The sequence below is a fragment of the Cryobacterium algoricola genome (assembly GCF_004402485.1).
Taxonomy (GTDB): Bacteria; Actinomycetota; Actinomycetes; order Actinomycetales; family Microbacteriaceae; genus Cryobacterium; species Cryobacterium algoricola.
The window spans coordinates 59,914-82,204 of record NZ_SOFG01000021.1 but is presented as its reverse complement, the minus strand read 5'-3'; the positions used below and the strand labels follow the sequence as shown (position 1 = coordinate 82,204).

The 22,291-nt window shown below is 65.1% G+C and carries 20 protein-coding genes and 1 tRNA gene; 12 read left to right on the top strand and 9 right to left on the bottom strand.

Translation table 11 applies throughout. From position 1 onward, the window contains the following. Positions 1–95: 95 nt before the first annotated feature. Positions 96–1,463 (bottom strand): DNA repair protein RadA, encoded by a 1,368-nt coding sequence (gene radA / locus E3O44_RS15425; RefSeq protein WP_134535663.1) that lies wholly within the window; start codon positions 1,461–1,463, stop codon positions 96–98. A 141-nt stretch (positions 1,464–1,604) separates the two neighbouring features. Beyond that, complete coding sequence (locus tag E3O44_RS15420; RefSeq protein ID WP_241976368.1) at positions 1,605–2,405, bottom strand: SGNH/GDSL hydrolase family protein; 801 nt, start codon at positions 2,403–2,405, stop codon at positions 1,605–1,607. A 148-nt stretch (positions 2,406–2,553) separates the two neighbouring features. Here E3O44_RS15420 and E3O44_RS15415 point away from each other — a divergent pair. Both E3O44_RS15415 and E3O44_RS15410 read left to right on the top strand, forming a co-directional pair. Continuing rightward, positions 2,554–2,643: transfer RNA gene (locus E3O44_RS15415), tRNA-Ser, on the top strand. Positions 2,644–2,970: 327 nt separating this feature from the next. After that, positions 2,971–3,636, top strand: coding sequence for a hypothetical protein (locus E3O44_RS15410; RefSeq protein ID WP_134535662.1), 666 nt, complete (start codon positions 2,971–2,973; stop codon positions 3,634–3,636). A 97-nt stretch (positions 3,637–3,733) separates the two neighbouring features. On the opposite strand, the gene E3O44_RS15405 is transcribed toward E3O44_RS15410, so the two are convergent. After that, positions 3,734–4,837 carry a site-specific integrase gene (locus tag E3O44_RS15405; protein WP_134535661.1) on the bottom strand — a complete coding sequence of 368 codons (1,104 nt, stop codon included), beginning with the start codon at positions 4,835–4,837 and terminating at the stop codon, positions 3,734–3,736. 1,194 nt (positions 4,838–6,031) lie between these two features. Here E3O44_RS15405 and E3O44_RS15400 point away from each other — a divergent pair. The 6 genes from E3O44_RS15400 (at position 6,032) to E3O44_RS15375 (ending at position 10,934) form a co-directional block, all read left to right on the top strand. Next, entirely contained in the window at positions 6,032–6,619 is a 588-nt protein-coding gene (locus E3O44_RS15400; RefSeq protein ID WP_134535660.1) for a hypothetical protein, read from the top strand. A 456-nt stretch (positions 6,620–7,075) separates the two neighbouring features. Beyond that, positions 7,076–7,537, top strand: coding sequence for an SRPBCC domain-containing protein (locus E3O44_RS15395; protein WP_166792678.1), 462 nt, complete (start codon positions 7,076–7,078; stop codon positions 7,535–7,537). A gap of 239 nt (positions 7,538–7,776) precedes the next feature. Then, positions 7,777–8,346: a dihydrofolate reductase family protein gene (locus E3O44_RS15390; protein WP_134535658.1), complete on the top strand. Its 570-nt coding sequence runs from the start codon at positions 7,777–7,779 to the stop codon at positions 8,344–8,346. 205 nt (positions 8,347–8,551) lie between these two features. Continuing rightward, complete coding sequence (locus tag E3O44_RS15385; RefSeq protein ID WP_134535657.1) at positions 8,552–9,742, top strand: CE1758 family FMN-dependent luciferase-like monooxygenase; 1,191 nt, start codon at positions 8,552–8,554, stop codon at positions 9,740–9,742. Continuing rightward, entirely contained in the window at positions 9,739–10,215 is a 477-nt protein-coding gene (locus E3O44_RS15380; RefSeq protein ID WP_134535656.1) for a MarR family winged helix-turn-helix transcriptional regulator, read from the top strand. Before E3O44_RS15385 ends, E3O44_RS15380 begins: the two co-directional genes overlap by 4 nt. Continuing rightward, the gene (locus E3O44_RS15375; RefSeq protein WP_134535655.1) at positions 10,212–10,934 is read left to right on the top strand and encodes a CE1759 family FMN reductase; all 723 of its coding nucleotides are present in this window, start codon (positions 10,212–10,214) and stop codon (positions 10,932–10,934) included. Before E3O44_RS15380 ends, E3O44_RS15375 begins: the two co-directional genes overlap by 4 nt. An 84-nt stretch (positions 10,935–11,018) precedes the next feature. On the opposite strand, the gene E3O44_RS15370 is transcribed toward E3O44_RS15375, so the two are convergent. Then, positions 11,019–12,632, bottom strand: coding sequence for a M1 family metallopeptidase (locus E3O44_RS15370; RefSeq protein ID WP_241976367.1), 1,614 nt, complete (start codon positions 12,630–12,632; stop codon positions 11,019–11,021). 220 nt (positions 12,633–12,852) lie between these two features. On the opposite strand from E3O44_RS15370, the gene E3O44_RS15365 reads away from it, so the two are divergent. Both E3O44_RS15365 and E3O44_RS15360 read left to right on the top strand, forming a co-directional pair. Further along, complete coding sequence (locus tag E3O44_RS15365) at positions 12,853–13,311, top strand: DoxX family protein (protein WP_134535653.1); 459 nt, start codon at positions 12,853–12,855, stop codon at positions 13,309–13,311. Positions 13,312–13,314: 3 nt separating this feature from the next. Continuing rightward, complete coding sequence (locus E3O44_RS15360) at positions 13,315–13,887, top strand: TetR/AcrR family transcriptional regulator (protein WP_134535652.1); 573 nt, start codon at positions 13,315–13,317, stop codon at positions 13,885–13,887. A 132-nt stretch (positions 13,888–14,019) separates the two neighbouring features. Here E3O44_RS15360 and E3O44_RS15355 read toward each other — a convergent pair whose 3' ends face one another. Beyond that, positions 14,020–14,673 (bottom strand): TetR/AcrR family transcriptional regulator, encoded by a 654-nt coding sequence (locus E3O44_RS15355; protein ID WP_134535651.1) that lies wholly within the window; start codon positions 14,671–14,673, stop codon positions 14,020–14,022. A 145-nt stretch (positions 14,674–14,818) separates the two neighbouring features. On the opposite strand from E3O44_RS15355, the gene E3O44_RS15350 reads away from it, so the two are divergent. Further along, on the top strand, positions 14,819–15,916 hold the full coding sequence (locus tag E3O44_RS15350; RefSeq protein ID WP_198415963.1) for an oxygenase MpaB family protein: 1,098 nt from the start codon (positions 14,819–14,821) through the stop codon (positions 15,914–15,916). A 194-nt stretch (positions 15,917–16,110) separates the two neighbouring features. Here E3O44_RS15350 and araA read toward each other — a convergent pair whose 3' ends face one another. The 3 genes from araA to E3O44_RS15335 form a co-directional block, all read right to left on the bottom strand. Beyond that, entirely contained in the window at positions 16,111–17,631 is a 1,521-nt protein-coding gene (araA, locus tag E3O44_RS15345) for an L-arabinose isomerase (RefSeq protein WP_134535650.1), read from the bottom strand. Then, a complete protein-coding gene (locus E3O44_RS15340) occupies positions 17,628–19,268 on the bottom strand; it encodes a xylulokinase (protein ID WP_134535649.1) in 1,641 nt (546 codons plus the stop codon). The genes araA and E3O44_RS15340 overlap by 4 nt, the downstream gene beginning before the upstream one ends. A gap of 83 nt (positions 19,269–19,351) precedes the next feature. Further along, positions 19,352–20,383 (bottom strand): LacI family DNA-binding transcriptional regulator, encoded by a 1,032-nt coding sequence (locus E3O44_RS15335; RefSeq protein WP_134535648.1) that lies wholly within the window; start codon positions 20,381–20,383, stop codon positions 19,352–19,354. A 134-nt stretch (positions 20,384–20,517) separates the two neighbouring features. Here E3O44_RS15335 and E3O44_RS15330 point away from each other — a divergent pair, with 134 nt between their 5' ends. Further along, a complete protein-coding gene (locus E3O44_RS15330) occupies positions 20,518–21,363 on the top strand; it encodes a sugar phosphate isomerase/epimerase family protein (protein ID WP_134535647.1) in 846 nt (281 codons plus the stop codon). On the opposite strand, the gene E3O44_RS15325 is transcribed toward E3O44_RS15330, so the two are convergent. Continuing rightward, the gene (locus E3O44_RS15325) at positions 21,336–22,220 is read right to left on the bottom strand and encodes an AraC family transcriptional regulator (protein WP_134535646.1); all 885 of its coding nucleotides are present in this window, start codon (positions 22,218–22,220) and stop codon (positions 21,336–21,338) included. The two genes, E3O44_RS15330 and E3O44_RS15325, sit on opposite strands and share 28 nt — an antisense overlap. Between the last annotated feature and the right edge of the window lie 71 nt (positions 22,221–22,291).

Below are 22,291 nucleotides of genomic sequence, written 5' to 3'. Positions count from 1 at the left end.
CCTGGCGCGAAGTGGCGCAAGTGGCGCGTGGCAGGCGCGAAGTGGCGCAAGTGGCGCGCGCGGAATGCCGTGCTTGTCCGGCCGGCACGGTCCCGCTACCGGAACGCCGCGTCGAGCTCCGCGTCGCGTGCCGAGACCGGCTCTCGCAGCGCGAGGAGGATCGCCGAGTCGAGCCGTCCGGCGCCCGAGTCGATCCGGGTCACGAACCCGAGCCGAGCCGCCTCACTCGCACGCTGCTTCGCCGACGACACCGGCCGCACCTCGCCGGCGAGACTGATCTCGCCGAACGCCACGACGTCGTGCCCGATCGGCTTGTTCCGCGCCGCCGAGGCGATCGCGAGCGCGATGGCGAGATCGGCGCCGGGTTCGGTCAGACGGATGCCGCCTACGGTCGACACGTAGACATCCGACGCCCCGAGGCCCTTCACTTCAGCTCTCTGCTCGAGCACGGCGATGATCATGGCGACCCGCGACGAGTCCACGCCGTTGGTCACCCGGCGCGGGTTCGGCGCCGTGCTCGGCATGACGAGCGCCTGCACCTCGACCGGCATCGCCCGGCGCCCCTCGAGGGCAACGGTGACGCAGGTGCCGGGCACCAGCACGCCGCCGCGGGTGAGGAACAGGCCGCTCGGGTCGGGTACCTCGGAGATGCCCTCCCCGGTCATCTCGAAGCAGCCGACCTCGTCGGTCGGCCCGAAGCGGTTCTTGAGCGCGCGCACGAAGCGCAGGGCCGTCTGCCGGTCGCCTTCGAACTGGCAGACGACGTCCACGAGGTGCTCGAGCAGCCGGGGGCCGGCGATCGACCCGTCCTTGGTGACGTGCCCGACGAGGAGGATCGGCAGGTTGCGGTCCTTGGCAACCCGAATGAGCGTGGATGCGACCTCGCGCACCTGGCTCGGCTGGCCGGGGAGCCCGTCGGAGAGCCCGCTCGCGACGGTCTGCACGGAGTCGATGATGACGAGGCTCGGCTGCACAGCGTCGATCTGGCCGAGGATGGTCGCGAGGTCGGTCTCGGCCGCGATGAACAGCTCCGGCTGCAGCGCCCCTGTGCGTTCAGCGCGGAGGCGCACCTGGCTCACCGATTCCTCGGCGCTCACGTAGAGCACCCGGGACTTGGCTGCCGCGGCCTTCGAGGCGACCTCGAGCAGCAGCGTCGACTTGCCGACGCCGGGCTCCCCACTCAGTAGGATCACCGAACCGGGAACGATGCCGCCGCCGAGCACCCGGTCGAATTCGCCGATGCCGGTCGGCCAGTGCGAGACCGCGGTGGTGTCCACGTGGGTGATCGGGCGCGCAACGCCGGAACCGATCACCGCGACGGGCTTCACGGCGCGGGAGAGACTCGCCTTCTCCGTCATGTCGACCACGGTGCCCCACTGCTGGCACTCACCACAGCGCCCGGCCCACTTCAGGGTGGTCCAGCCACACTCGGTACAGCGGAAGGAGGAAACGGGTCTGGCCATGCCTGCGAGCCTAGCTTCGGCCACCGACACCCGGGCAATCGGCCGTGTGCCCGCGCAGCTCACGGCCCGCGCGTGCCGGTGCCGCTCGCAGCGCGCGCGTGCCGAACCGGCGATCCGCGCGCCCACCCCGCTCGGGCGCGGCTACCCTTCGCGCAGGTCGGCGAACTCCTCGGAGTCCTCCGGCACCAGCAGCGCGATGTCCGCGCTCAGTGCCGGCAGGAACGCCTCGGCCCACACCCGGTAGCCACGGTCGTTCGGGTGGAACAGGTCGTTCGCCACGTGGGTGGCGACGCTGCGCAGCCCCGGCCGCTTCGTCGTCGCGTGCAGCGGCACCACGGTCAGGCCGTATTCCGCGGCGACGGACCGCAGAATGCGGTTCCCGACGGCTACGATCCGCTCATTGTGAGGCAGGTGGAAGCACGGCAGGTCGGCAACGAGCGCATGTGGTGGCAATGCGGCGAAGATCGTGCGGATCCCGGCTTCGAACACCGCGGCATCCCACACCGCCACGTTGTTCGCACCGATCGCGACCGTGACGATGTCGGGGGAGAGCTCCGCGAGGAGCGGCAGCTGGTCGCGCACAGCGAGTTGGACGGTCGCACCCGAGACGCTCAGATTGGCGACGCGCACCGTGCGACCGGTGGCCAGGCGGATGTGATCGGCCAGCAACCCGACGTAGCTGCGCCCTGGTTCGCTGGCCCCGATCCCCTGCGCGGCGCTGTCGCCGATCGCCACGTAGAGCAGCTCGCCCGGCTCGCGGCCGTGCTCCCGCCACCACTGCGCGTGGGCGGGGAGGGTCTCGTTGAGCACCCGGGCATTGCCCTGGCGCCATTCCCGGAATCCGCGTGCCCGGATGACGGCGGCAGCGGTCATTCCGGTGGCGGTGGTGACGGCGCCGAGGGTGACCAGGAGCGCGCGAAGGTTCGGATTGACGTTAGACACGGGGGGAGCGTACTGCCGGTTTCTGGGTGCCAGCTTTCCGCTTCCTGTGCCCGCGTGTCGGGGTTTCGGCTGCAGCGGATGCCGTCCGCACGTTCTCGAAATCCGCCGGATTCGCGCAGACCCCGGTTTCTCACGTACAATCTCCCTCGGTACCGTGTCCGAGCGGCCGAAGGTGCAACTCTCGAAAAGTTGTGTGGGGGAGACTCCACCGTGGGTTCAAATCCCACCGGTACCGCCACGAATCACCCCCTGCATCCCTTGTAAACACTGGGATGTGGGGGTTTTCTTTTCCCGCAAATCCCCAAATGGCAACATTTTGGCAACAACCGTCAGCGGCGCAGGGTGGCTCTGAAAGCCTCTAGAGACCCGAAGTCCTCGCGGACCCGGAAGATCGCCAGGAAGGTCAGTGCGAATGATGACGACATCTGAATCATCAAACATGCTGAAGGGCTGGCCAGCCTATTGGTGGAAAAGCCCGGTATCGCTTCTACGACTTCAAGAGCAAGTGCGCATCTGACTACGTGTCGAGCGCTAAGGGTCGACGCGAGCACGATACTCTGCGCGGATGTACATCGAAGACCAAGGCGAACCGAGTCTGCCGGCACTCCACGGGATATCGGATCGTGAATCTGGGATTGAGAAGGCTGCCGCAGCAAGAGTAAGACTCATTAGATTTGCTGCGGACGCATTTCCGACACCAATTGATTTCGATGTCCCCATGATGACCCTGATGTCTTTGCTGACGCGCGCACAATCGTTTCACGATGGAGCTTTGGACGCAGTCCGGGCGGGGAATCCATTCGCCGCATTCACCCTCATCAGAAGCTATGCAGAGAACGCGGCCGTACTTGTGAGGCTCAAGGATCGACCGGACGATCTGGCTCGCTTGTACCCGGAGGCGCCTCGCGCTACAAGGCTACGAATCGGCCAGATCACGAACGGTGCAAGTGCGCGGTTCGGTGAGTTCAAGGGGGTCTATGACCAGCTGAGTGAGTTCGCGCACCCGAGCCCGGCCACAGCGCTTTCGGGGTGGCACGCATCGGAGCTGGACGATGGCAAGGTCGAGTGGCGATCTTCCCCCGCGTTCAAGTCCACGGACGACCTCATGATGGCCTGTGTCTGGCTAGTCGAATTAGCCGAAGCGAACTCGGAACTATGGCGCGAGTGCTTCGAGATGTATTTTGGCGAAAGACGCACATGTACCCCGCCGGAATGGAACTCGGGCCCGTAGATGGCTTAGATTCGCCTCTTCGGAAACAACCACGTTCTGTTCGTGCCGCTGAGCAATCGACGTGTCCCAAGTGGTTATGAGGTTGATCTGGCGCTACTCAGTCGATGCTGAGGGTGCGAGCGTCATCGAGGGCGTCGGCCACGAGGTCGAGGTCGTCATCGAAGAGGTCTGCGTAGGTGTCGAGGGTCATCGCTGCCGAGGCGTGGCCGAGCATCCGCTGGATGGCTTTGACGTTGGCGCCGGCCGAGATGGCCAGGCTCGCTGCTGTGTGGCGTAGGTCGTGCAGCGTGAGGCTCGGGAATGCCGCGTCGGCTGCCTGCGACTTGCGCACCGCCGACACGAACCAGCCGCGCCGGGTGTCCGGGCTGCGCATGTGGTCGCGCCCGTTGCCGAACAGGAGTTCATCCCGGCCGCGTGCAGTCCCGGTCGAGGACTGCATCAGCTCGGCGAACAGCGGATTCAGAAAGCCGGGGTACGGGACGGCGCGGGCCTGATGGGTCTTGGGTGTGCCCACGTGAATCGTGCCGCCGACGTTCACAGCGTTTTCGTGCACGCGGATGCGCCGCCGCACCGTGTCCACGTCGCGGATGCGTAGGGCGGTTACTTCGCCCCAGCGCAGACCGGTGTACGCCAGCACGAGGATAAGCGTTGACTGCTGACGCGAGTTCTGGGCAAGCAGAGCGACCTGACGATGCGACAGGTACGCGTGCTGGCCCTTTGTTTTTCGGGGGAGCGTGACGCCTCGCGCGGGATTCGAGGGGATGCGTCGATCCTTGACCGCGACGTCGAGGATCGCGGCGAGAACGCCGTAGATCCTCAAGACCGTCGTGGCGCTCCGGCCAACGACAAGTCGAGAGATCCAGATCTGCACGTCGCTGTGGCGAATCTCACCGACCTGGCGCAGCCCCCAGGTCGGCAGGACGTAGCGGCGCCATGCGATCTCAACAGGGTGCAGCGACGACGGCTTGAGGTGGGTCTGTGAGGCGAGCCAGTCCGCCCCCAGCGTGGCGATGGTGGCTTTGGACGCAGTTGCGTCGATGTACTCGCCCGTGGCCTTCTTGATCTCGACCGCCGACAGGTACAGCTCAGCATCCTTCTTCGTCCGGAAGCCACGCTTCTGCGTCTGGCGGTGGTCGGGCCGACGGTAGAGAACTCGGTAACGCTTGCCGCTCGCAGTGACGTACGACTCGATGCTTCCCATCGTCAGACACCTGCCTTGACGACTCCGCGCATCCCGATGGCGACGGAATCGCAACCGTCCTGGAAACGTGTCATTGAAGTCCTTTCGCGATTCGACTGCGGAGTTCTTCGGCTCCCATGGTGCTCTGGCACGTTGACCTCAGCCAGGGAAAGCCGCGCGTGAGCTCAAAATGGTGCGTTCAGCGGGATTTGCGATCTATCGATGCCGAGAGTACTCAGTTGCTCCGACACAGTGCGCGACAGGGGGCTCGAGCCCTTCGAGACCGAACAGTCGAGGTGTGGGACTGTATGCACGGTTGCCGCCGAAAGCGACCTGCCGGAGACCGACGCTGTGACGCCGGCACGCAAAGCGATCGTCATTGCGACGTCTTGAACATGCTCACGTTCGCTATCTGGTGAATGGATGTGCTCGTCAAAGGGGACGACGTGCACGACTTGGGAGAGATCATCGGCAGGGAGTTGCGGGTTCAAAAGACGATGTCAGCACTCGGCCGGAAAGCCCTGTCCGGAGGCACCGCCTATTCGTTTGCCTATTCGTTTGGCTATTCGTTGAGAGCGAATACCCAAACGACTAGGTAAGGGCCCTCCTTCCCTGTCCCACAGCCACCCCCTCGCTGCGCTCGCTTCCCAACCCCCCACACTCAACGGCATTGTGTGGGGGGTTGGGAAGTAAAGGGGAGGCTGTGGGACAGGGAAGGAGAAAGAGATGGAAGAGAGAAAAATAGAGATGAAAAAATTGAAGAGAAGAGAAGAAGAGAGCGAGGTTGTTGGAGCAGTTGGAGTGAGAGCGACGATGGTTTGGTAGGGGCGCATTCGGTCGTGAGAACAGAAAAGAATGGCCGCCGCGGAAGAATGTCAGCTCGGCAAACTGGATGCAATCGGAACAGTTTTGGGCTCACCCCTTTCGGCATCGCTGGGGGATTGACCACGGTGAAAGTTCGTTTCACGACACTCGATTGGTTGGACAGCGAATTCGAAGTTGACGGCCCGACCCGACTGCTTGACGCCGACAGGGGCATATGCCAGCCTGAACTGGCACAGAGCCTCGATTCCTGATTTCGGTACCTCAGCGAGCGGTCTGGTTGCCTGGCCGAGTGGGGGTGCCAATTGACGAGCGACGGCAAGCCAGAGACCGGTGTCTGAGTCGACTAAGCCGCCTCGACTGGGGAGTCGAGGGCTGGGCGGGATTTTGGGAATGGTCGTCCTCGCCGTCGGCTACTCGGCGATGACCTACCGCAGCACATTGAAAACGACTGGGAGTCCCGCAGCAGCCTGGAACTCGGTGCTTGAGATCGGAGTCTGGGCGGTCGCAGCATCCGTTGTCGTGTTTGCTTGGGTGCTTACGATGAGGCACCTTGCAGAGCTTCGAGAACGACGGCTTCGGATCAACTTCCCCGACGCCATCGTGCTCCGCTCCAGGGCGCTTCTGCAACTGAGGAAGGCGCTCAGGCGGGTTGTCGACTCCGAAGGACATTCCATAGTCGGCCTGGGATTCGGGTATCTCACTTTGGTGGGGTCCGCGGATGGGATTGCGATCTGGGACGGATGGGGACGGCCGTACGAAATATGCAGATGGGCGTGGACCGACATCGCCGACATTGTGCCGGCTATGTTCGTCGTGCGGAGTCAGCGACTTGGCGGCTTGGAGGTCGTGGTTCGGCAACACGACCTTTCCAGCGCGCTTCCGTTCATGATCGTGGGTACCGGCTTCAAGGGATTGCTCCCGCCTAGTCCAGAGGAGATTGCCAAGTTGGGAAACAGCATGGCGAAACTTCGACGCTAGGCCGTGAGGCAGGTAGTCGGTCGAATGCGACGGACGTTGTTCTCAGCCGCGTGGCAACATTTTGGCAACATCTGACGGAATTCAGGTTGGGTTCGGGCACGTCACAGTGATCGAAAACCGTTGAAATTACGCGGAAGTTGACCTCGATCCAGGCGGCTATTGGGCGCGAGTTTGAGTTCAAATCCCACCGGTACCGCCACGGGGTTGTTCCTGGAATTGCTTGATTCTGTTCCAAGAACTAGTCCCAAAACGAATGGCCTCCGAGGTTTTGGAGGCCATGCGTCGTTTCCGAGTGGGTTGGGCGCCGATTCGTGCTCGTTTTCACGGGGTTCTCCCGCCCGTGAACCGATACGCAAACATAGGTACGCTCGATGAGGTGCGTTTGCAGAACTAGTCGACGTGCCGCTCGGCGGGCAGTGTCCCCGTCGCGCTCTGCTCGAACGTGAAGGAAACACCGTGTCTGATCACGCAAGAATCAAGGGCCACACCGTGACCCGCACCGTGCACATCGAGGCCTCCCGCGCGAAAGTCTGGAAGGCGCTGACCGACCCCGAGGTGATGGTCAAGTGGTTTGGAGACGGTGTGGAGTTCGGCGCGCTCGAGCCCGGTGCTACCGGCAGCATCGACTGGGATGACTACGGCAGCTTCCCGATCGAAATCACCGAGGTGGTGCCCGACGGCTCGTTCGGTTTCCGTTGGTCGGGCATCCCCGCCGAAGAGCTTGACGAGTACTCGACGCACGTGCGCTTCACCATCGCCGATGCTGGTACGGGGACGGATGTCACGGTGATCGAGTCGGGCTTCGAAACACTCCCCGGCGGCACCCTCTACCGTCGCGAACGTCTTGAGCAGAACCGAGAGGGCTGGGACGTCGAACTCGACGAGCTCGTAAACCTACTCGAGGGTGTCACCCAGTAGTTCAGGTTTGCGGGGGGCGCTGTCAGCGGTCACGCAGTGGAAACAGCAGTGTCGTGTGCGACCCGCCCAGGTGGGCGAATACGACTGGCCGGTTTCGGTCCAGGCGCGCCTAGCCCGAGCGCATTGCCGTTGGGCAACGAGGCTGACTATTCTCTGCCCATAAACGACGTGCGCGTGCACGCGGTCTGGCAGACTTCCGGTCCCGTGAAGACGCGCTGCGCATCAGAGGGGAGCCTGAGATGAGACCACTTCGATACTCGATCAACGTAACACTCGACGGCTGCTGCCATCACGAGGCGGGGCTCCCGCCAGACGAGGAGTCCATGCGCTACTGGACCGCGGAGATGGAGCGAGCCGATGCCCTGCTGTTCGGCCGGGTGGCCTACGAAATGATGGAGTCCGCGTGGCGGAAGCCTGCCACGGGCGCCTGGCCCGACTGGGTGAATGAGTGGCAGCTTCCGTTCGCCGAGGCGATTGACCGGGCGAAGAAGTACGTTGTGTCCGCCACGCTGGGCGGCGTCGAGTGGAATGCCGAGCTGGTACAGGGCGGATTGGCGCTGGCGGTCCAGCGGCTCAAAGAGGAGCCCGGCGAGGGCCTGTGGGTCGGTGGAGTGACACTCCCCGTGGCGTTGGCGGACCTGGGACTCATCGACGAGTACGAGTTCGTCGTGCACCCGGTCCTGGCCGGACACGGGCCGACGTTGCTCGCCGGTCTGCGCGAGCGCATCCAGCTCGAACTCGTCGACCGCCACGAGTTCCGGTCGGGAGCGGTCGCCGTGCGATACCGGCCCACGCGAGAAGCGGCTTAGCCACAGAAAAGGCGATTCTCCTGGGGACGTCCGTCTCGTCGAATGACGGATGCGAACCGCGCTCCGGGCTCCGCGGCGCGCCCACAATACACAACTGGGAATGTATTCGGCGGACGAGTGGTTACAGTCATCGTTACGCAGAACATACATAACCAGTCATGCAGTCAAGCCGCTCGGCTCCCCGGGCAGAGGAAAGGAACCGACGATGCAGTTCGGCATCTTCGCGGTCAGCGATATCACCCAGGATCCCACCACCGGATACACACCCAGTGAGGCCGAGCGCATCGATGCATCGGTGAAGATCGCCGTCAAGGCGGAGGAAGTCGGCCTCGACGTCTTCGCGATGGGCGAGCACCACAACGCCCCGTTCTTCTCCTCGTCGCCCGTGACCTTGCTCGCCCACATCGCGGCGCTCACCCACCGGATCATCCTGTCGACGTCGACGACCCTGATCACGACCAATGACCCGGTGCGTATCGCCGAGGAATACGCGATGGCCCAGCATCTCGCCAAGGGCCGCCTGGACATCACCCTCGGCCGCGGCAACACCGTCCCGGTCTACCCGTGGTTCGGTAAGGACATCCGTCAGGGGCTGCCGCTCGCCCTCGAGAACTACAACCTGCTGCACCGCCTGTGGTCCGAGGACGTCGTCGATTGGGAGGGAACGTTCCGCACCCCGCTCCAGGGATTCACCTCGACTCCGCGCCCTCTCGACGACGTGGCCCCGTTCGTCTGGCACGGCTCGATTCGCACCCCCGAGATCGCGGAGCAGGCGGCGTACTACGGCAACGGCTTCTTCGCGAACAACCTGTTCGCGCCCAACGGGCATTTCAAGCCCCTCGTCGACTTCTACCGCAAGCGCTTCGCCCACTATGGCCACGGCACGGAGGAACAGGCCATCGTCGGGCTCGGCGGTCAGGCCTTCATCGCCCACCGCTCCCAGGACGCCTTCGACGCCTACCGTCCCTACTTCAACAGCGCTCCCGTCTACGATCACAGCATCTCCCTCGAGCAGTGGGCCGAGGCTTCACCGCTCAGTGTCGGCAGCCCGCAGCAGATCATCGACAAGACGCTCGAGTTCCGCGACGTCTTCGGCGACTACCAGCGCCAGTTGTGGCTGATGGACCACGCCGGGCTCCCGCTCGGAATGGTGCTCGACCAGCTCGAACTCCTGGGCTCCGAAGTCGTCCCCGTGCTTCGCAAGGAAATGGCCGCACGCCGGTCTCCCGGCGCCGCAGATGCGCCCACCCACGAGAGCCTGGTCCGGGCGAAGTACGGCGATGCCGAACCCCGCCAGCCCCGCCCGAACGCCAACCGCGGCGACAACGTGACCGGCACGTCGCCGTACCAGGACAGCGACCCCGAGCGTCCCGCCAACTACCCTGTGCTGCTGTGAGCGGCGAGACCCGGTTGGCCAACGAAGCCTGGGAAGCGATGTTCCGGGCCCAGGTGGCGCTCCTCCGGACCTTCGGCGCAGACGACGTCTGGCTCGAGGTCTCCCAGAACGAATACGACGTGCTCTATACCCTGTCCAAGTCGGCCAACGGGATGAGCATGGTCGAGATCAACCGCGGCATCCTGATGACCCAGGCCGGCATCTCACGCCTCATCGCCCGACTCGAGACGCGCGGACTTCTCGAACGCTGCGTGGACGATCACGATCGCCGGGCCGTCCGGATGGTCCTCACGCCCGACGGCGCACGCATCCAGAAGGTCGTCGGCCGCCGCCATGCGTCGGCCGTCGCATCCACCATGACCCGAGCGCTCAGTCACGAGCAGCTCGAGCAGCTGCGCGACATCTCGCGCACGATCACCTCCGCGATCCACCCCACGCACACCGACCAGGAAAGCCCGCGAATCCGCGCATGAGCACCACAACCCAGAACCTCACCGACACCCCTGATGAGCCTCGGCGCATCGTCATCGTCAACGCAGGCACGAGCGACCCATCCTCGTCACGGATGCTCGCCGATCGGATCGCGCAGAAGACCATCGATCAACTTCGCGCCCAGGGCATCCCAGCCTCGGTCCGCCTGATCGACCTCGGCCCACTCGCAGGGGAGATCGCGCACGCTATCGTGTCCGGGTTCCCCCAGGGCGCGCTCCTCGACGCCGTCCACCAGCTCGCCGCTGCCGACGGAGTGATCGTGGCCACACCCGTCTACAAGGCCGGGATGAGCGGACTGCTCAAGTCGTTCGTCGACGTCCTCGACAACGACCTCCTGATCGCCAAGCCCCTCGTGCTCTCCGCAACAGCGGGCACGGCGCGCCACGCCCTCGTCATCGACGACCAGCTGCGCTCCCTCTTCGCCTTCATGCGATCGCTCACGACACCGACCTCGGTCTTCGCGGCACCGGAAGACTGGGCAGACCCCGCCCTCCTCGGCAGGATCGAACGGGCGGCGAACGAACTGTCCGCCATGATCGCAACCGGCATCAGTGCCGCCATCACCGGCAAGGTCTGGGACAAGTATCAGCACTCCTTCGGCAGCAATGCCCGCCCCGACGGCGCTGCTGCCGAGTTCAATTTCGACACCGACCTGATGCGCCTCGCGACCGGCGGCAGTTCGGTCGCGGCTCACAGCTGACGAACTGCGCCCGTGACGCGCGCCGAGAGCGCTACGCGGCACCGGCGCACGGACCGGGTCACGGCGAGGAATCACTCTCCTTGGTCAACGAGCCTCTCGGTGGCCCGCGTTGGGGTCGGATGCGGCCGGCCCCTGCGTTGCATTGCTCGGGCCCGCAGGGAGCTCTGCCTGCAGTTGCGGCGTCGCCGGGCGGACGCCCTGACGCAGCCACTCGTCGAAGAAGGTGGTGAGCGATCGGCCTGAGGTCTTTTCCATCACGGCTTCGAAGTCTGCCGTGGTCGCCGTGGAGTTTTTGTATCGGTTCAGCCACAAGCGGGCGCCGGCGAAGAACGCCTTGTCGCCGACCTCCGTACGCAACGCGTGCAGGGCGGCCGCTCCCCGCAGGTAGACGGGAGCCGCGAAGAGTTCGTCGCGACCGGGGTCAGCGATGTTGAGCGTCCAGCCGTCGTTCGCGTCCAGGTACGAGACCGCGTCGGCAAACTGCGCAGGAATCGTTGCGGTGCCTTGATGTTCAGCCCAGAGCCATTCGATGTAGGTGGCCCAGCCTTCGTTGAGCCAGATGTCCTTCCAGTCGGAGGGCGTCACCGAATCGCCGAACCATTGGTGCCCGAGTTCGTGGACCACTGTCGCTTCGTCTGCGACCTGGGAGTAAACGGGCCGGGTTTGAGTCTCCAGGGCGTAGTCGACGGAATCGTCGTCGACAATCGCGCCGAACGACTCGAACGGGTAGCGCCCGAACGTGCCCTCTAGGAAGGCAATCATCTGGGGCTGAAGCGCGAGTGACGCCTTCGTCTCCGCGAGAGCCGGGCCCGTCACGCCCGCGTCGATGGCATTGACGATCGGGAGTCCGTGCGGGCCCTTATCGTTGGCCAGGGTGAAGTCACCGACCGTCGCCGTCGCCAGGTAGCTGGACATCGGGTCCGTGGCCTCCCACGACCAGGTGGTCCACCCGGCTTTGGTCCGTGGCCGGCCGTCGGCAAGACCGTTCGCAACCGCCGTCTTTCCCTCCGGCACGGTGATGTGGAACGAATAGGTGGCCTTGTCTTGCGGATCGTCGTTCACGGGATACCAGGTCGAGGCTCCGTCGGGCTCGTTGACCACCATCGCGCCATCCGCAGTCGTGACCCACCCATAGAGGGCTCCCGTTGTGTCCAGCGGACGCCCGGTGTTTCCGCCGTATTCGATGATGATCGTTGTGGACTTTCCCTCCCTGAGCTTCGGCAGCAGACCGACGGTGAGCTCCCAGAACCGGTTGGCGTCGTCCTGCTTCTGCGACCATTCGGCGCTGCCGTTGCCCGGCGATTTCCCGTGAGCCGCCGCCTTGCCGTCCACCCGCACCGACGTGACGTCGAGACCGCGCAAATCGAAGTTGAGCGATTGCAGGTTCTGCTTCGCTCGCAGTGTGATGGTCGCGATGCCGCTGAGCTTTCCCACGAGTGCCGCGGGGTCCGTCGGCGGCGCGTAGCGCAGGGCGAGATCGTAGTGCAGCACGTCGTAACCGCCGTTGCCGTCGTAAGGAAAGTACGGGTCGCCGCTCCCGGGAGCCCCGACCGTGTAGGCGGCACTGGCGGCACTGTTTGCACGTGCTGTGCTCGCGTGCGTGCCGAGGGCGGCAGCGCTTCCCGTCCCGAAGGCAGTGAGTGCCAGCACGGACAGCCCCGCGACGGCGGCGGTGTGGAATCTTGTGAATGACTGCACGGAACATCTCCTTTGGTGGGCGAACCAGGGGCGCATTCCCGTCAACCTACTTCGGTCACGCACGAGCGGCTAGCTCGATTCACCGGAGCGCAGCGGAGCGGCCGCCCTCGCCTCCTCCCGTCCCGGAGCTCCGCCATTGACCGGGTGATCATTGACCGTGCGATCAATGTAGAGTCGGAGCATCGCTTCTCCCCGCGAATCTCCCGACGAAAGCCGCACCATGAACCTCCTCGCACCGCAGAAGAAGCGCACGACCGTGCTTCGCACCATATTCAGGATGGTGCTGGGAGCCTTCCTCCTGCTCGCCGGCATCAGCCATCTCACCGTGAACCGTGAGGCGTTCCTCGCCCAGGTACCCACCTGGCTTCCGATCGCGGGAGACTTCGTCGTCCTGGCCTCCGGCGTCGTCGAGATCGTCCTCGGTGCCTCCCTGCTCGCGCTGGGCCGGTACCGCGTACAGGTCGGCTGGATCGTCGCGGCCTTCTTCATCGCCATCTTCCCCGGCAATATCTCCCAGCTGGTCACGCACACCGATTCCTTCGGGCTCAACACCGACCTCGATCGCGCAGTTCGGCTGCTCTTCCAGCCCGTCCTGGTGCTGTGGGCGCTCTGGTCCTCGGGCGCGTGGCTGGCCTGGCGCCGGTATCGCGCCGAACGGCGCACCGAGGAAGACGCCTGATCGATGGGTGGCCCCAAGAAGCCCGAACAGGAGCGCTGCGCTGCGATCCTCGCCGCTGCGTACGAGATCGCCCTCGCCGAGGGTCTCGATGCCGTCACTGCACGCCGGGTGGCCACCGCGGCCGGCATCTCCACGGGCCTCGTGTTCTTCCACTTCCAGTCGAAAGACGGTCTGCTCGAGGCGTTGCTCGGCGTGCTGCTCGATGGCACGCTCGACGCCCTGTCCGACTCCGGCCTGGAACGGCTGGAGCCGTGGGACCGCCTCGAGCGGATGATCCGGGTCGAGCTGGAGCGCCTGGTGGAGTACCACGGTGCGGTCGAACTGATCTTCGCGTTCTACTTCTCCCGACGCGACGACCTGTTCCGCACCCGCATCGAATCGAATTTCGGTCGCTACCTGCAGGCGTTCTCGCCGGTCTGTCGTGAGGTCGCCGTCGGGACCCGCATCCAGGGTGACGAGCTCGCGGCAACGGTGGTCGCCCTGGTCCAGGGTGCCTCGATCCAGGCGATCCGCAACCCGGAGATCTTCGACCCGGAGGCGATCCTGGCGACGCTTCGAGCGGTGCGCCCGGCCTGATCGGAATGGCCGGAGCGAGTGACCAGGTCCGGTGGGCTGCGCCGGACTTATGACCGGATCGCCTGGCCGAAAGCGGCCAGGCGTCGTTCACGGAACGTTGAGAGGTCGCGGTCAGCAGCCGGGAAGGCGACGTCACGCCCGGGCGCGTCCATCCGGACTAACTGCGTGGGGGAGCGGCTGGTGCGAGGGCAAAGCGCCCTGCAGCAGCTGGTTCACGAGGTGTTCGCAGTAACGGGCGGCGGCTTCCGCTTCCCGAGGTGGCGGAACGAAGCCCATGAGAGTCCCCACCAACACCGATCCGGTGATTGCCTGGATGAGGATATCCGGGTCACATTCCGTCGAAAGTTCGTCGCGCGTGATTGCGGCGACGATGAGTGCACGGTTCTGGAAATGGATGACGTTTCGGAGTCTCTCAAAATACTGTCGATAAAGCCCCGGCTGCAGCCCTCGCTCAGAACTCAACCGCAGGATGAACGCACCTTGCTCAGAATGAGCGAGTCTCAGTGTGGCCATCGCGATTTCCTGGAGTTCCCCCCGGAGGTCTCCTTGAAGAACGTTCTCCGGGACCAGGGTGTGGGAGCGAAGGACATCGTCCATCAGATCGTCGACGGATGCCCATCTGCGGTAGATCGCTGGCTTTCCGACAGCAGCTTCTCGCGCGATTGCCTCGAATGTGAAGCCTGCTCGGCCGCCCTGCACATAGACGCGTTGCGCAGCGAGGAGGACCTTGTTGTGGATTTCTGGATCTCGAGGGCGCCCCGGCCGGCGTTGTTTCTGCTCGTTCACCCTGCTCCCTCCACATGCCCGTTGTCCACCAGCCTACGCATCGAGCGCCGGCTGGCGTGGGCGCAGAAACACTTGTGATCGGGAGTGGTCACTACCTATGATCAGTTACGTACGGTCATCGTACGTAAATGACGAAGGAGTCCACGTGAATATTGATGGCATCGCACCCGAACGCACGCCCAAGATCCCCGTGATTACAGAAGAGCTCATGCTCGGTGATGCCGGTCGATGGCGTCGCTTCGGCGATGTTGTACCTGCAGGCGGGTCGCTGAACGATGATGGATCGGCGGACTACGGCCTTTTCGGGCCTGGGTCGATCGTTTGGGAGGTGCTGCTCCATCCCGCCTCGATCGTTTTCGAGACGGCCGCGCAAGGGGCGGTGCAGTTCCTCTACAAGCCGATCACGGCGGGCATCCGCGACTTGGATCCGATCTCTCGCAAGGCTCGAGCGGGCAGATTCACCATGTTCGACTTCTTCGAACGGTTTCAGCGCAATTCGGGAATGCACGCGCCGATGTGGCTTGGCGATACGGCCACGGCGACGAGCATGGCCACGCATCTTCATCGCATCCACAGTCACGTGAACGGCGATGTCATCGACCCGAAAGACCCGTCGCTGGGCGGCTACGCTGCGGCTGAGCCGCGGGACGCGATGTGGGCGGCGATCACCGAGATGCACGCGATGCTCTGCGCATACGAGAAGCTCGCGTGGCACGGCGATGAGCCCCCTCGACCGCTCACTGCCGCCCAGCGGGACCAGTTCGTCATGGAGATGGGCTCGTATTTGCGCCTTGTCGGTGCTGAGGAGTCCGAGATTCCGCAGAGCATGGCTGACCTGGACGCTCTCTACGAGAAGTATTGGCCCTACTTCGGACACCGCGAGAGCGTCTTCCGCGACAGGGAGACCGGGGTGGACATGATCGCCCAGTACAAGCAAGTCGGTCAGCAGAACTGGGACCCCAGTCACAAGCTCGCGACCGACGCGTTGGCCGAAGTCTATGAGCAGTGGCACGACGTGATGCACGCGGTGCTTCCGGAGAAGTTGCAAGTTGCGGCGGGCGTGCCTCGGGACCGGATCGATGCCTCGGATGACGTCATCCGCCGTCGCGAAGCTGACATTCGTCAGATTCAGAACCCTGCAAACGAGGCGCGCATCATGCGGCTGTTGTGGGGGCCGGACGGAGTGGACCTGATTCACAATGCGCGTCGACTCCAGCAGGAGGCACTCGCTCAGACGGCATAAGAGCACAGGTCCTGCAGGACGAAGTCTCGAGGGTGCCAGTGTGTTCGAGTGATTCGACTAGATCGAGCGTCCAACATCAACAGGTGTGACGCCGATTGGGATCACTGACACGATGCGACCTGGGCTGCGCCGCCCTTAACGAACGGATCGCCCGGCCGAAAGCGGCCAGGCGATCCGTTCTGAGGTTCCTGGACTTAGAGGCCCTGGGCCAGCCGGTAGTACGCCGCGTTCCAGCGGATTCCCTGTTCGAAGCTCCGCAGTTCGGTCGTCTCGTCGATGACGAGAAGCTCCGTCTTCGCGATGTCGGCGAAGTCGGTGAACGCCTCGAGGCCGAGCGCGGTCGACATCACGGTGTGGTGCGCCGCACCAGCGGTAAGCCAGGCGGCCGCCGAGACGGCGAAGGACGGTGCGGGCTTCCAGACGGCGCGGCCGACCGGCAGCTTCGGCAGGGGCTCGGTGGGCTCGACAACTTCGATGACGTTGGCGACGAGGCGGAACCGGTCGCGCATGTCGCTCATCGCGACGACCACGGCGGGTCCAGGATCGGCCGTGAACACGAGGCGCACGGGGTCTTCGCGGCCGCCGATACCGAGCGGGTGGATCTCGAGGGTCGGCTTCGCGGTCGTCAGGGCGGGGTTGACCTCGAGCATGTGGGCACCCAGAATGACTTCCGCCCCGGGGGTCAGGTCGTAGGTGTAGTCCTCCATCAGGGAGGCGCCGCCGGGGAGCCCGGAACCCATGACGTTGGCGGCGTGCACGAGGATGGCCGTCTTCCAGTCGCCTTCGGCGCCGAAGCCGTAGCCGTCGGCCATCAGGCGCTGCACGGCGAGGCCGGGGAGCTGGCGGAGGGCTCCGAGGTCTTCGAAGCTTGTGGTGAACGCGCCGAATCCGCCTGCTTCGAGGAATGACCGGAGGCCGATCTCGATCGCGGCGCCGTAGCGCAGTGACTCGTGACGCTCGGCGCCCGCCCGCAGTTCCGGCGCGACGTCATAGAGTTCCTCGTACTCGGCGACGAGGGCGTCGATCTGGTCCTCCGTGGCCGCGTCGACGGCCTCGGCGAGGTCATTGACGCCCCAGGTGTTGACCTGAACGCCGAACCGCAGCTCTGCCTCGGTCTTGTCACCCTCGGTGACCGCGACGTAACGCATGTTGTCGCCGAACCGGGCGAGCTTGAGGCTCTTGGTCGCAGCCCAACCGGCGGCGGCACGGGTCCAGGTGCCGATCTGCGCGGTGACCGCGGAGCTCGAGGCGTGGCCGACGACCGTCTTCCGGGCGACGCCCAGGCGGGTCTGGATGTAGCCGAACTCCCGGTCGCCGTGCGCGGCCTGGTTGAGGTTCATGAAGTCCATGTCGATGTCCGCCCACGGCAGTTCGACGTTCGCCTGGGTGTGGAAGTGCAGCAGGGGCTTCTGGAGGGCGTCGAGCCCGGAAATCCACATCTTTGCGGGGGAGAAGGTGTGCATCCACGCGATCAGGCCGATCACGTTGTCGGCGGCGTTCGCCTCGAGGATCGCCCGCTTGATCGACTCCGAATCCTTCAGCACCGGCTTCCACACGATCGTGACCGGAATGTCGGATGCTGCCGCGAGCGTGTCCGAAATGGCGCGCGACTGTTCCGCCACCTGACGGAGGGTCTCCTCGCCGTACAGGTTCTGGCTGCCGGTGAGGAACCAGACCTCGTAGGAGCGTAGGTCGGGAGTGATGCGGTTGCTCATAGGGTGCTTTCCTTCAGTGAGAGTGTGTCAACTGCGGTACGTTCGACGGCGAGGCCGGCGGAATACCGCGCAAGGTAGGTCGTGAATCCAGCGACGTCCGTCGGATCGGGCTGGGTGGTGTCGAACGCGGTGTTCGCGAAGACGTGTTCGTCGAGGTAGTCGTCGAGGCTCTGGCCGTGCTCGGCGGCCCGAAGGTAGGACGCCAGCACTGCGATGCCCCAGGCCCCGCCTTCGGAGGCCGTTTCGGTCACGGTGACGGGGGTGCCGAGCGCCCCGGCGAGGAATCGCTGCGCGACCCCGGCGGTGCGGAACATGCCGCCGTGGGCGAACATCTCGTCGATCACGACACCCTCGTCCGCAAGGACGCGCATCCCGAGGCTGAGCGTGCCGAAGACCCCGTAGAGCTGGGCCCGCATGAAGTTCGCGAGCGTCAACCGGCTGTCCGGCGTGCGCACGACGAGGGGCCTGCCCTCGGTGAGGCCGGCGATCGGCTCGCCCGCCAGGTGGTTGTAGGCCAGCAGCCCGCCGGCGTCCGCCTCGCCCTCGAGTGCTTCGCTAAACAGCGCGTTGAAGACGGCGTCGCTGGCGAGCGGCTGGCCGGCGACCGTGGCGAACCGGGCGAAGAGGCCGACCCAGGTCGCGAGTTCGCTCGCACCGTTGTTGCAGTGGACCATCGCGACGGGGTCCCCAGCCGGAGTAGTGACCAGATCGAGCTCGTGATGCACATTGTCGAGCGGCCGTTCGAGCACGACCATGGCGAAGATGCTCGTGCCCGCACTGACATTGCCCGAGCGGGGGGCGACGGACCGGGTCGCGACCATTCCCGTTCCGGCATCACCCTCGGGCGGGCAGAGGGCCGCGCCGGGCTTGAGCGTACCCGTCGGGTCGAGAAGGCGGGCGCCCTGGACGGTCAAGTTCCCAGCGGGCTGACCCGCAACGAGCACCTCCGGCAGCAGGTCGACGAGGTGGGATCCGGCGGTTCCCGATGCGGAGAGCCCGTCGTAGCGCGCCAGGAGCTCGGTGTCGTAGGTCTTGGTCAGTGCGTCGATCGGGAACATGCCCGATGCGTCGCCGACGCCCAGGACTTTCCGACCCGTGAGCTGCCAGTGGACATAACCGGCGAGGGTGGTGAGAGAGGCGATCTCGGGAACGTGTGGTTCGTTGTCGAGGACCGCCTGGCGGAGGTGTGCGATGGACCAGCGCAGCGGGATGTTCACGCCGAACAGCTCGGTGAGTTCCGCCGCGGCTGGGCCGGTCGTCGTGTTCCGCCAGGTCCGGAACGGCGCGAGGAGGTCACCGGCCGCATCGAAGGCGAGGTATCCGTGCATCATGGCCGAGACGCCGATCGCCGCGAAGCTGTCGGGGCGCACGCCGTAGCGAGATTCGGCATTGTAGATGAGGTCGGCGTAGGCAGCCTGCAAGCCGGACCACACGTTCTCGAGCGAATAGGTCCACACCTGTCCGACGAACTCGTTGTCCCACTCGTGACTGCCGACCGCGATCACCTGCGACGGGTCTTCGCCGATCAGACAGGCCTTGATCCGGGTCGACCCCAGTTCTATCCCGAGGGAGAGACGCCCCGCGCGCAGGTCGTCTCGCGCGGAATCGCCGGGGGAAACGGTTTTCGATGTCGACACAAGACTCCTTTGACTTGCTCATGTGATCGATCACATGCGCGATGGTATGCAGTCTACGACATCGTCCTCCCGTCTGTCGACTGTCAGTGTGCGGGGCGCAGCCGCTCCGGCGGGGCGCCGGTGGACGCCCGTTCGATGAGCTCCGGGTCGACGACCGGGCGCACGTCCGCTTCGCCGAGGAGAAGCGCCACGGCGCGCCGCCCGGCTTCGGCCAGGTCCTGCCGCACGGTCGTCAACGCGGGCTGGTAGTAGGCGGCCTCGGGAACGTCATCGAAGCCGACGATGCTGAGGTCCCCCGGCACGGTCAGGCCCAGAGAGACTGCGGCGCTCAGAGCGCCGAGCGCCATCTGGTCGTTGCCGGAGAAGATGGCCGTCACGCCCTGTCCGATCAGCGCCCGGGCGGCACGATGTCCTGACGCGGCGCTCCAGTCGCCGATCTCCACGAATCGTGGATCCAGCTGTCGCGACCGGAGCTCCTCCTGGAAGCCGGTCAGGCGCTGTTGTGCGTCGAGCCATTCCGGCGGGCCGGCGATGTGGCCCACCCGCTGGTGGCCGAGGTCCAGCAGGTGCGAGGTGGCCAGCCGGGCCCCCCGGACCTGGTCCAGCATCCCGTCGTGTGGCGCGCTCCCCGCCGCCGTCTGCAGTGTCACGTACGGCACCGGGATCGTCAGGCCTTCGAGCGCGACGAGCACCTGGGTCTGTGGGGCGACCACGATCAGCCCCTCGGCCGAGAGATCGGCCAGGTGGCTGAGGGCGTCGTCCACCGATTTCCGGTCGAGTCCGTCCGCGTTCGCGATCGTCACGCTGTAGCCGCGACTGCGTGCCGCGGCCCCGATGGCCGCGACGATGGTCGCGGGGCCGTACTCTCCACTCGAGGTCGACAGGATTCCGATCAGGCGCGATCGGCTCGAGGACAACGCGCGGGCGGCGGCGTTCGGCCGGTAGTTCAACTCCCGCATGGCATCGAGCACCTTCTGGCGCGTGGCCGCGCGCAGGCTGGGGTGATCATTCAGAACACGGGAAACCGTCTGGTGGGATACTCCGGCGACCCTGGCCACATCGAACACACTGGCGGCACGAGGTCTGGCCTCCTCGTTGTCTCGATCTACGCCCATGGTCTGATTATCGCCGGGTGCGGGGGTCGTGCCGGTCACGGGGCGTCCCAACTCTGCCTGATGACGAGGTCAGGGCTCGCACGGGGACAGGAGTACAGTTCGGCGAGTTGGCCACCGCGGTGAAAGGTTGGGACATGACAATCAATTTCGGCGCTCGCGGGCACGATGTGACGTGGGCGTCGACTCCCGAGGAGCTGGCACGTGGCCTGGCGGGTTACGGGGTGCACACCGTGCAACTTGCGCTCGGCCGGTCTTTCCCCGAGCTGAGCGGCGCGGACGCCCTCAACCCGGGAATGGGCGCATACTTCCGCCGCACGCTGGCCGCCCAGGGCGTGGACATCGCCGTGCTGGGTTGCTACGACAACATCATCCATCCGGATGCCGGGCGCCGGGAGCCGATCCTGCGGAAGTTCGAGGCCTACCTTCGCAACGCCCGGCACTTCGGGGCACCGATGGTCGCGACCGAGACCGGGAGCGTCAACCGGGAGGGCTTTGCCTTCACCCGGGCGAACTTCACCGACGAGGCGTATCGGGAGACCGCCGCGGTCATCCGGCGGCTGGCCGAATTCGGCGAACGCGTGGGGACCATCGTCGCCATCGAGCCGGGCATCAACCACCCGATCCACAACCTCGATCGGGTCGAGCAACTCCTCGACGACATCGACTCGCCCTACCTCGGCATCGTGTTCGACGCCACGGCGTTGCTCGACCCGCACGAGCCCGTCGACCTTGCGGTGTTGGCGGGCGACGCCTTCGAGCGGTTCGGGGGACGCATCGTCGCGGCTCACCTCGACGACTACCGCCTCTCGGATGGCCGGGTCATCCGCTGCGACATCGACGACGGGGTGCTTCCGGTCGCCCAGATCCTGGCGACGATCAGCGCGCACTCTCCCCATCTCGCGGTGATCATGGAGGAAACCGTCAACGACGCGATCGCCAGGACGGTGGATCGCTACGCGGAATCGGGATTCTCGAAGTGAATGTCCTCGGGGTTTCGACTCCGGCGGATGAACTCCTTGGTCGTCATGCCGAACTCGTCCTTGAAGCAGCGAAGGAAGTGCGTGTACGACGAGAACCCGGCCTGCCGATAGGCGTCCAGGGCGTTTCCGTGTGTGCTCAGCAGATCCTTGCTGTGCAGCAGCCGTTTCTTCAGCGTGTACCGGTGGAAATTGAGTCCGGTGTTCGTCTTGAACTGCCGTGACAGGTAGTACTTACTGATGAAGAACCTGCCCGCGACGGCATCGAGCGACAGGTCCTCGTCGAGGTTGTCTGCGACGTAGCCCATGACCGCCGAGATCAGGGCGGACACGGGAAGGTCGTGGGGAACGACCGCGTTCTCGGAGTCGAAGACCGCCTTGTTGAGTTCGATCAGGAACTCGATCAGCCGGTTCTCGCGGACGAGGTCCGCGCCGAAGCCCCCCTGACCGGGATCGTCCAGGCGAGAGATCTGGTCGCGCAACCAGCCGGCATCCACTCGGATCACCTGGCTCGTCGGGGTGCCGTCCTTGGCGAACAGGAGGTTGAGGTTGGTGCTTTCCGACGAACGGCTCGTGAGGAACTCCTCGCGAATGTGGATGTAGGCACGTTCGTAGTACTCGCTGGACTGCCTGACGATGTTGTGCAGGTCGTTCCTCCGCACGAAGGTCACGGTTCCCGGTTCCGTGGAGTATTCGGTCCCGCCCAGCCGGAAGACACCCGTGCCGCTCAGTACGCAGTTGATCTCGTGGAAGTCGTGATAGTGCAGGTTCGCGTGCTCACGGACGGCATTGTCGACGTGGTACAGCTCGAAATGCCCGGAGATCATCGAGTTCACGATCACTGCGCGGCGAGGCTCCATCGTCCTCTCCTCTCCGTGAGCTCAGGCGACAGTCTGGCACGCAGCCTCCGCTGCAAGAAACGGCAGTTTTT

Coding starts and splice junctions, on each gene's coding strand:
- E3O44_RS15325 (WP_134535646.1), bottom strand. CDS start 22,220: ATGGAGCCTCGCCGCGCAGTGATCGTGAACTCGATGATCTCCGGGCAT.
- E3O44_RS15375 (WP_134535655.1), top strand. CDS start 10,212: ATGAGCACCACAACCCAGAACCTCACCGACACCCCTGATGAGCCTCGG.
- E3O44_RS15405 (WP_134535661.1), bottom strand. CDS start 4,837: ATGGGAAGCATCGAGTCGTACGTCACTGCGAGCGGCAAGCGTTACCGA.
- E3O44_RS15360 (WP_134535652.1), top strand. CDS start 13,315: ATGGGTGGCCCCAAGAAGCCCGAACAGGAGCGCTGCGCTGCGATCCTC.
- E3O44_RS15385 (WP_134535657.1), top strand. CDS start 8,552: ATGCAGTTCGGCATCTTCGCGGTCAGCGATATCACCCAGGATCCCACC.
- E3O44_RS15335 (WP_134535648.1), bottom strand. CDS start 20,383: ATGGGCGTAGATCGAGACAACGAGGAGGCCAGACCTCGTGCCGCCAGT.
- E3O44_RS15390 (WP_134535658.1), top strand. CDS start 7,777: ATGAGACCACTTCGATACTCGATCAACGTAACACTCGACGGCTGCTGC.
- E3O44_RS15330 (WP_134535647.1), top strand. CDS start 20,518: ATGACAATCAATTTCGGCGCTCGCGGGCACGATGTGACGTGGGCGTCG.
- radA (WP_134535663.1), bottom strand. CDS start 1,463: ATGGCCAGACCCGTTTCCTCCTTCCGCTGTACCGAGTGTGGCTGGACC.
- araA (WP_134535650.1), bottom strand. CDS start 17,631: ATGAGCAACCGCATCACTCCCGACCTACGCTCCTACGAGGTCTGGTTC.
- E3O44_RS15365 (WP_134535653.1), top strand. CDS start 12,853: ATGAACCTCCTCGCACCGCAGAAGAAGCGCACGACCGTGCTTCGCACC.
- E3O44_RS15400 (WP_134535660.1), top strand. CDS start 6,032: ATGGTCGTCCTCGCCGTCGGCTACTCGGCGATGACCTACCGCAGCACA.
- E3O44_RS15410 (WP_134535662.1), top strand. CDS start 2,971: ATGTACATCGAAGACCAAGGCGAACCGAGTCTGCCGGCACTCCACGGG.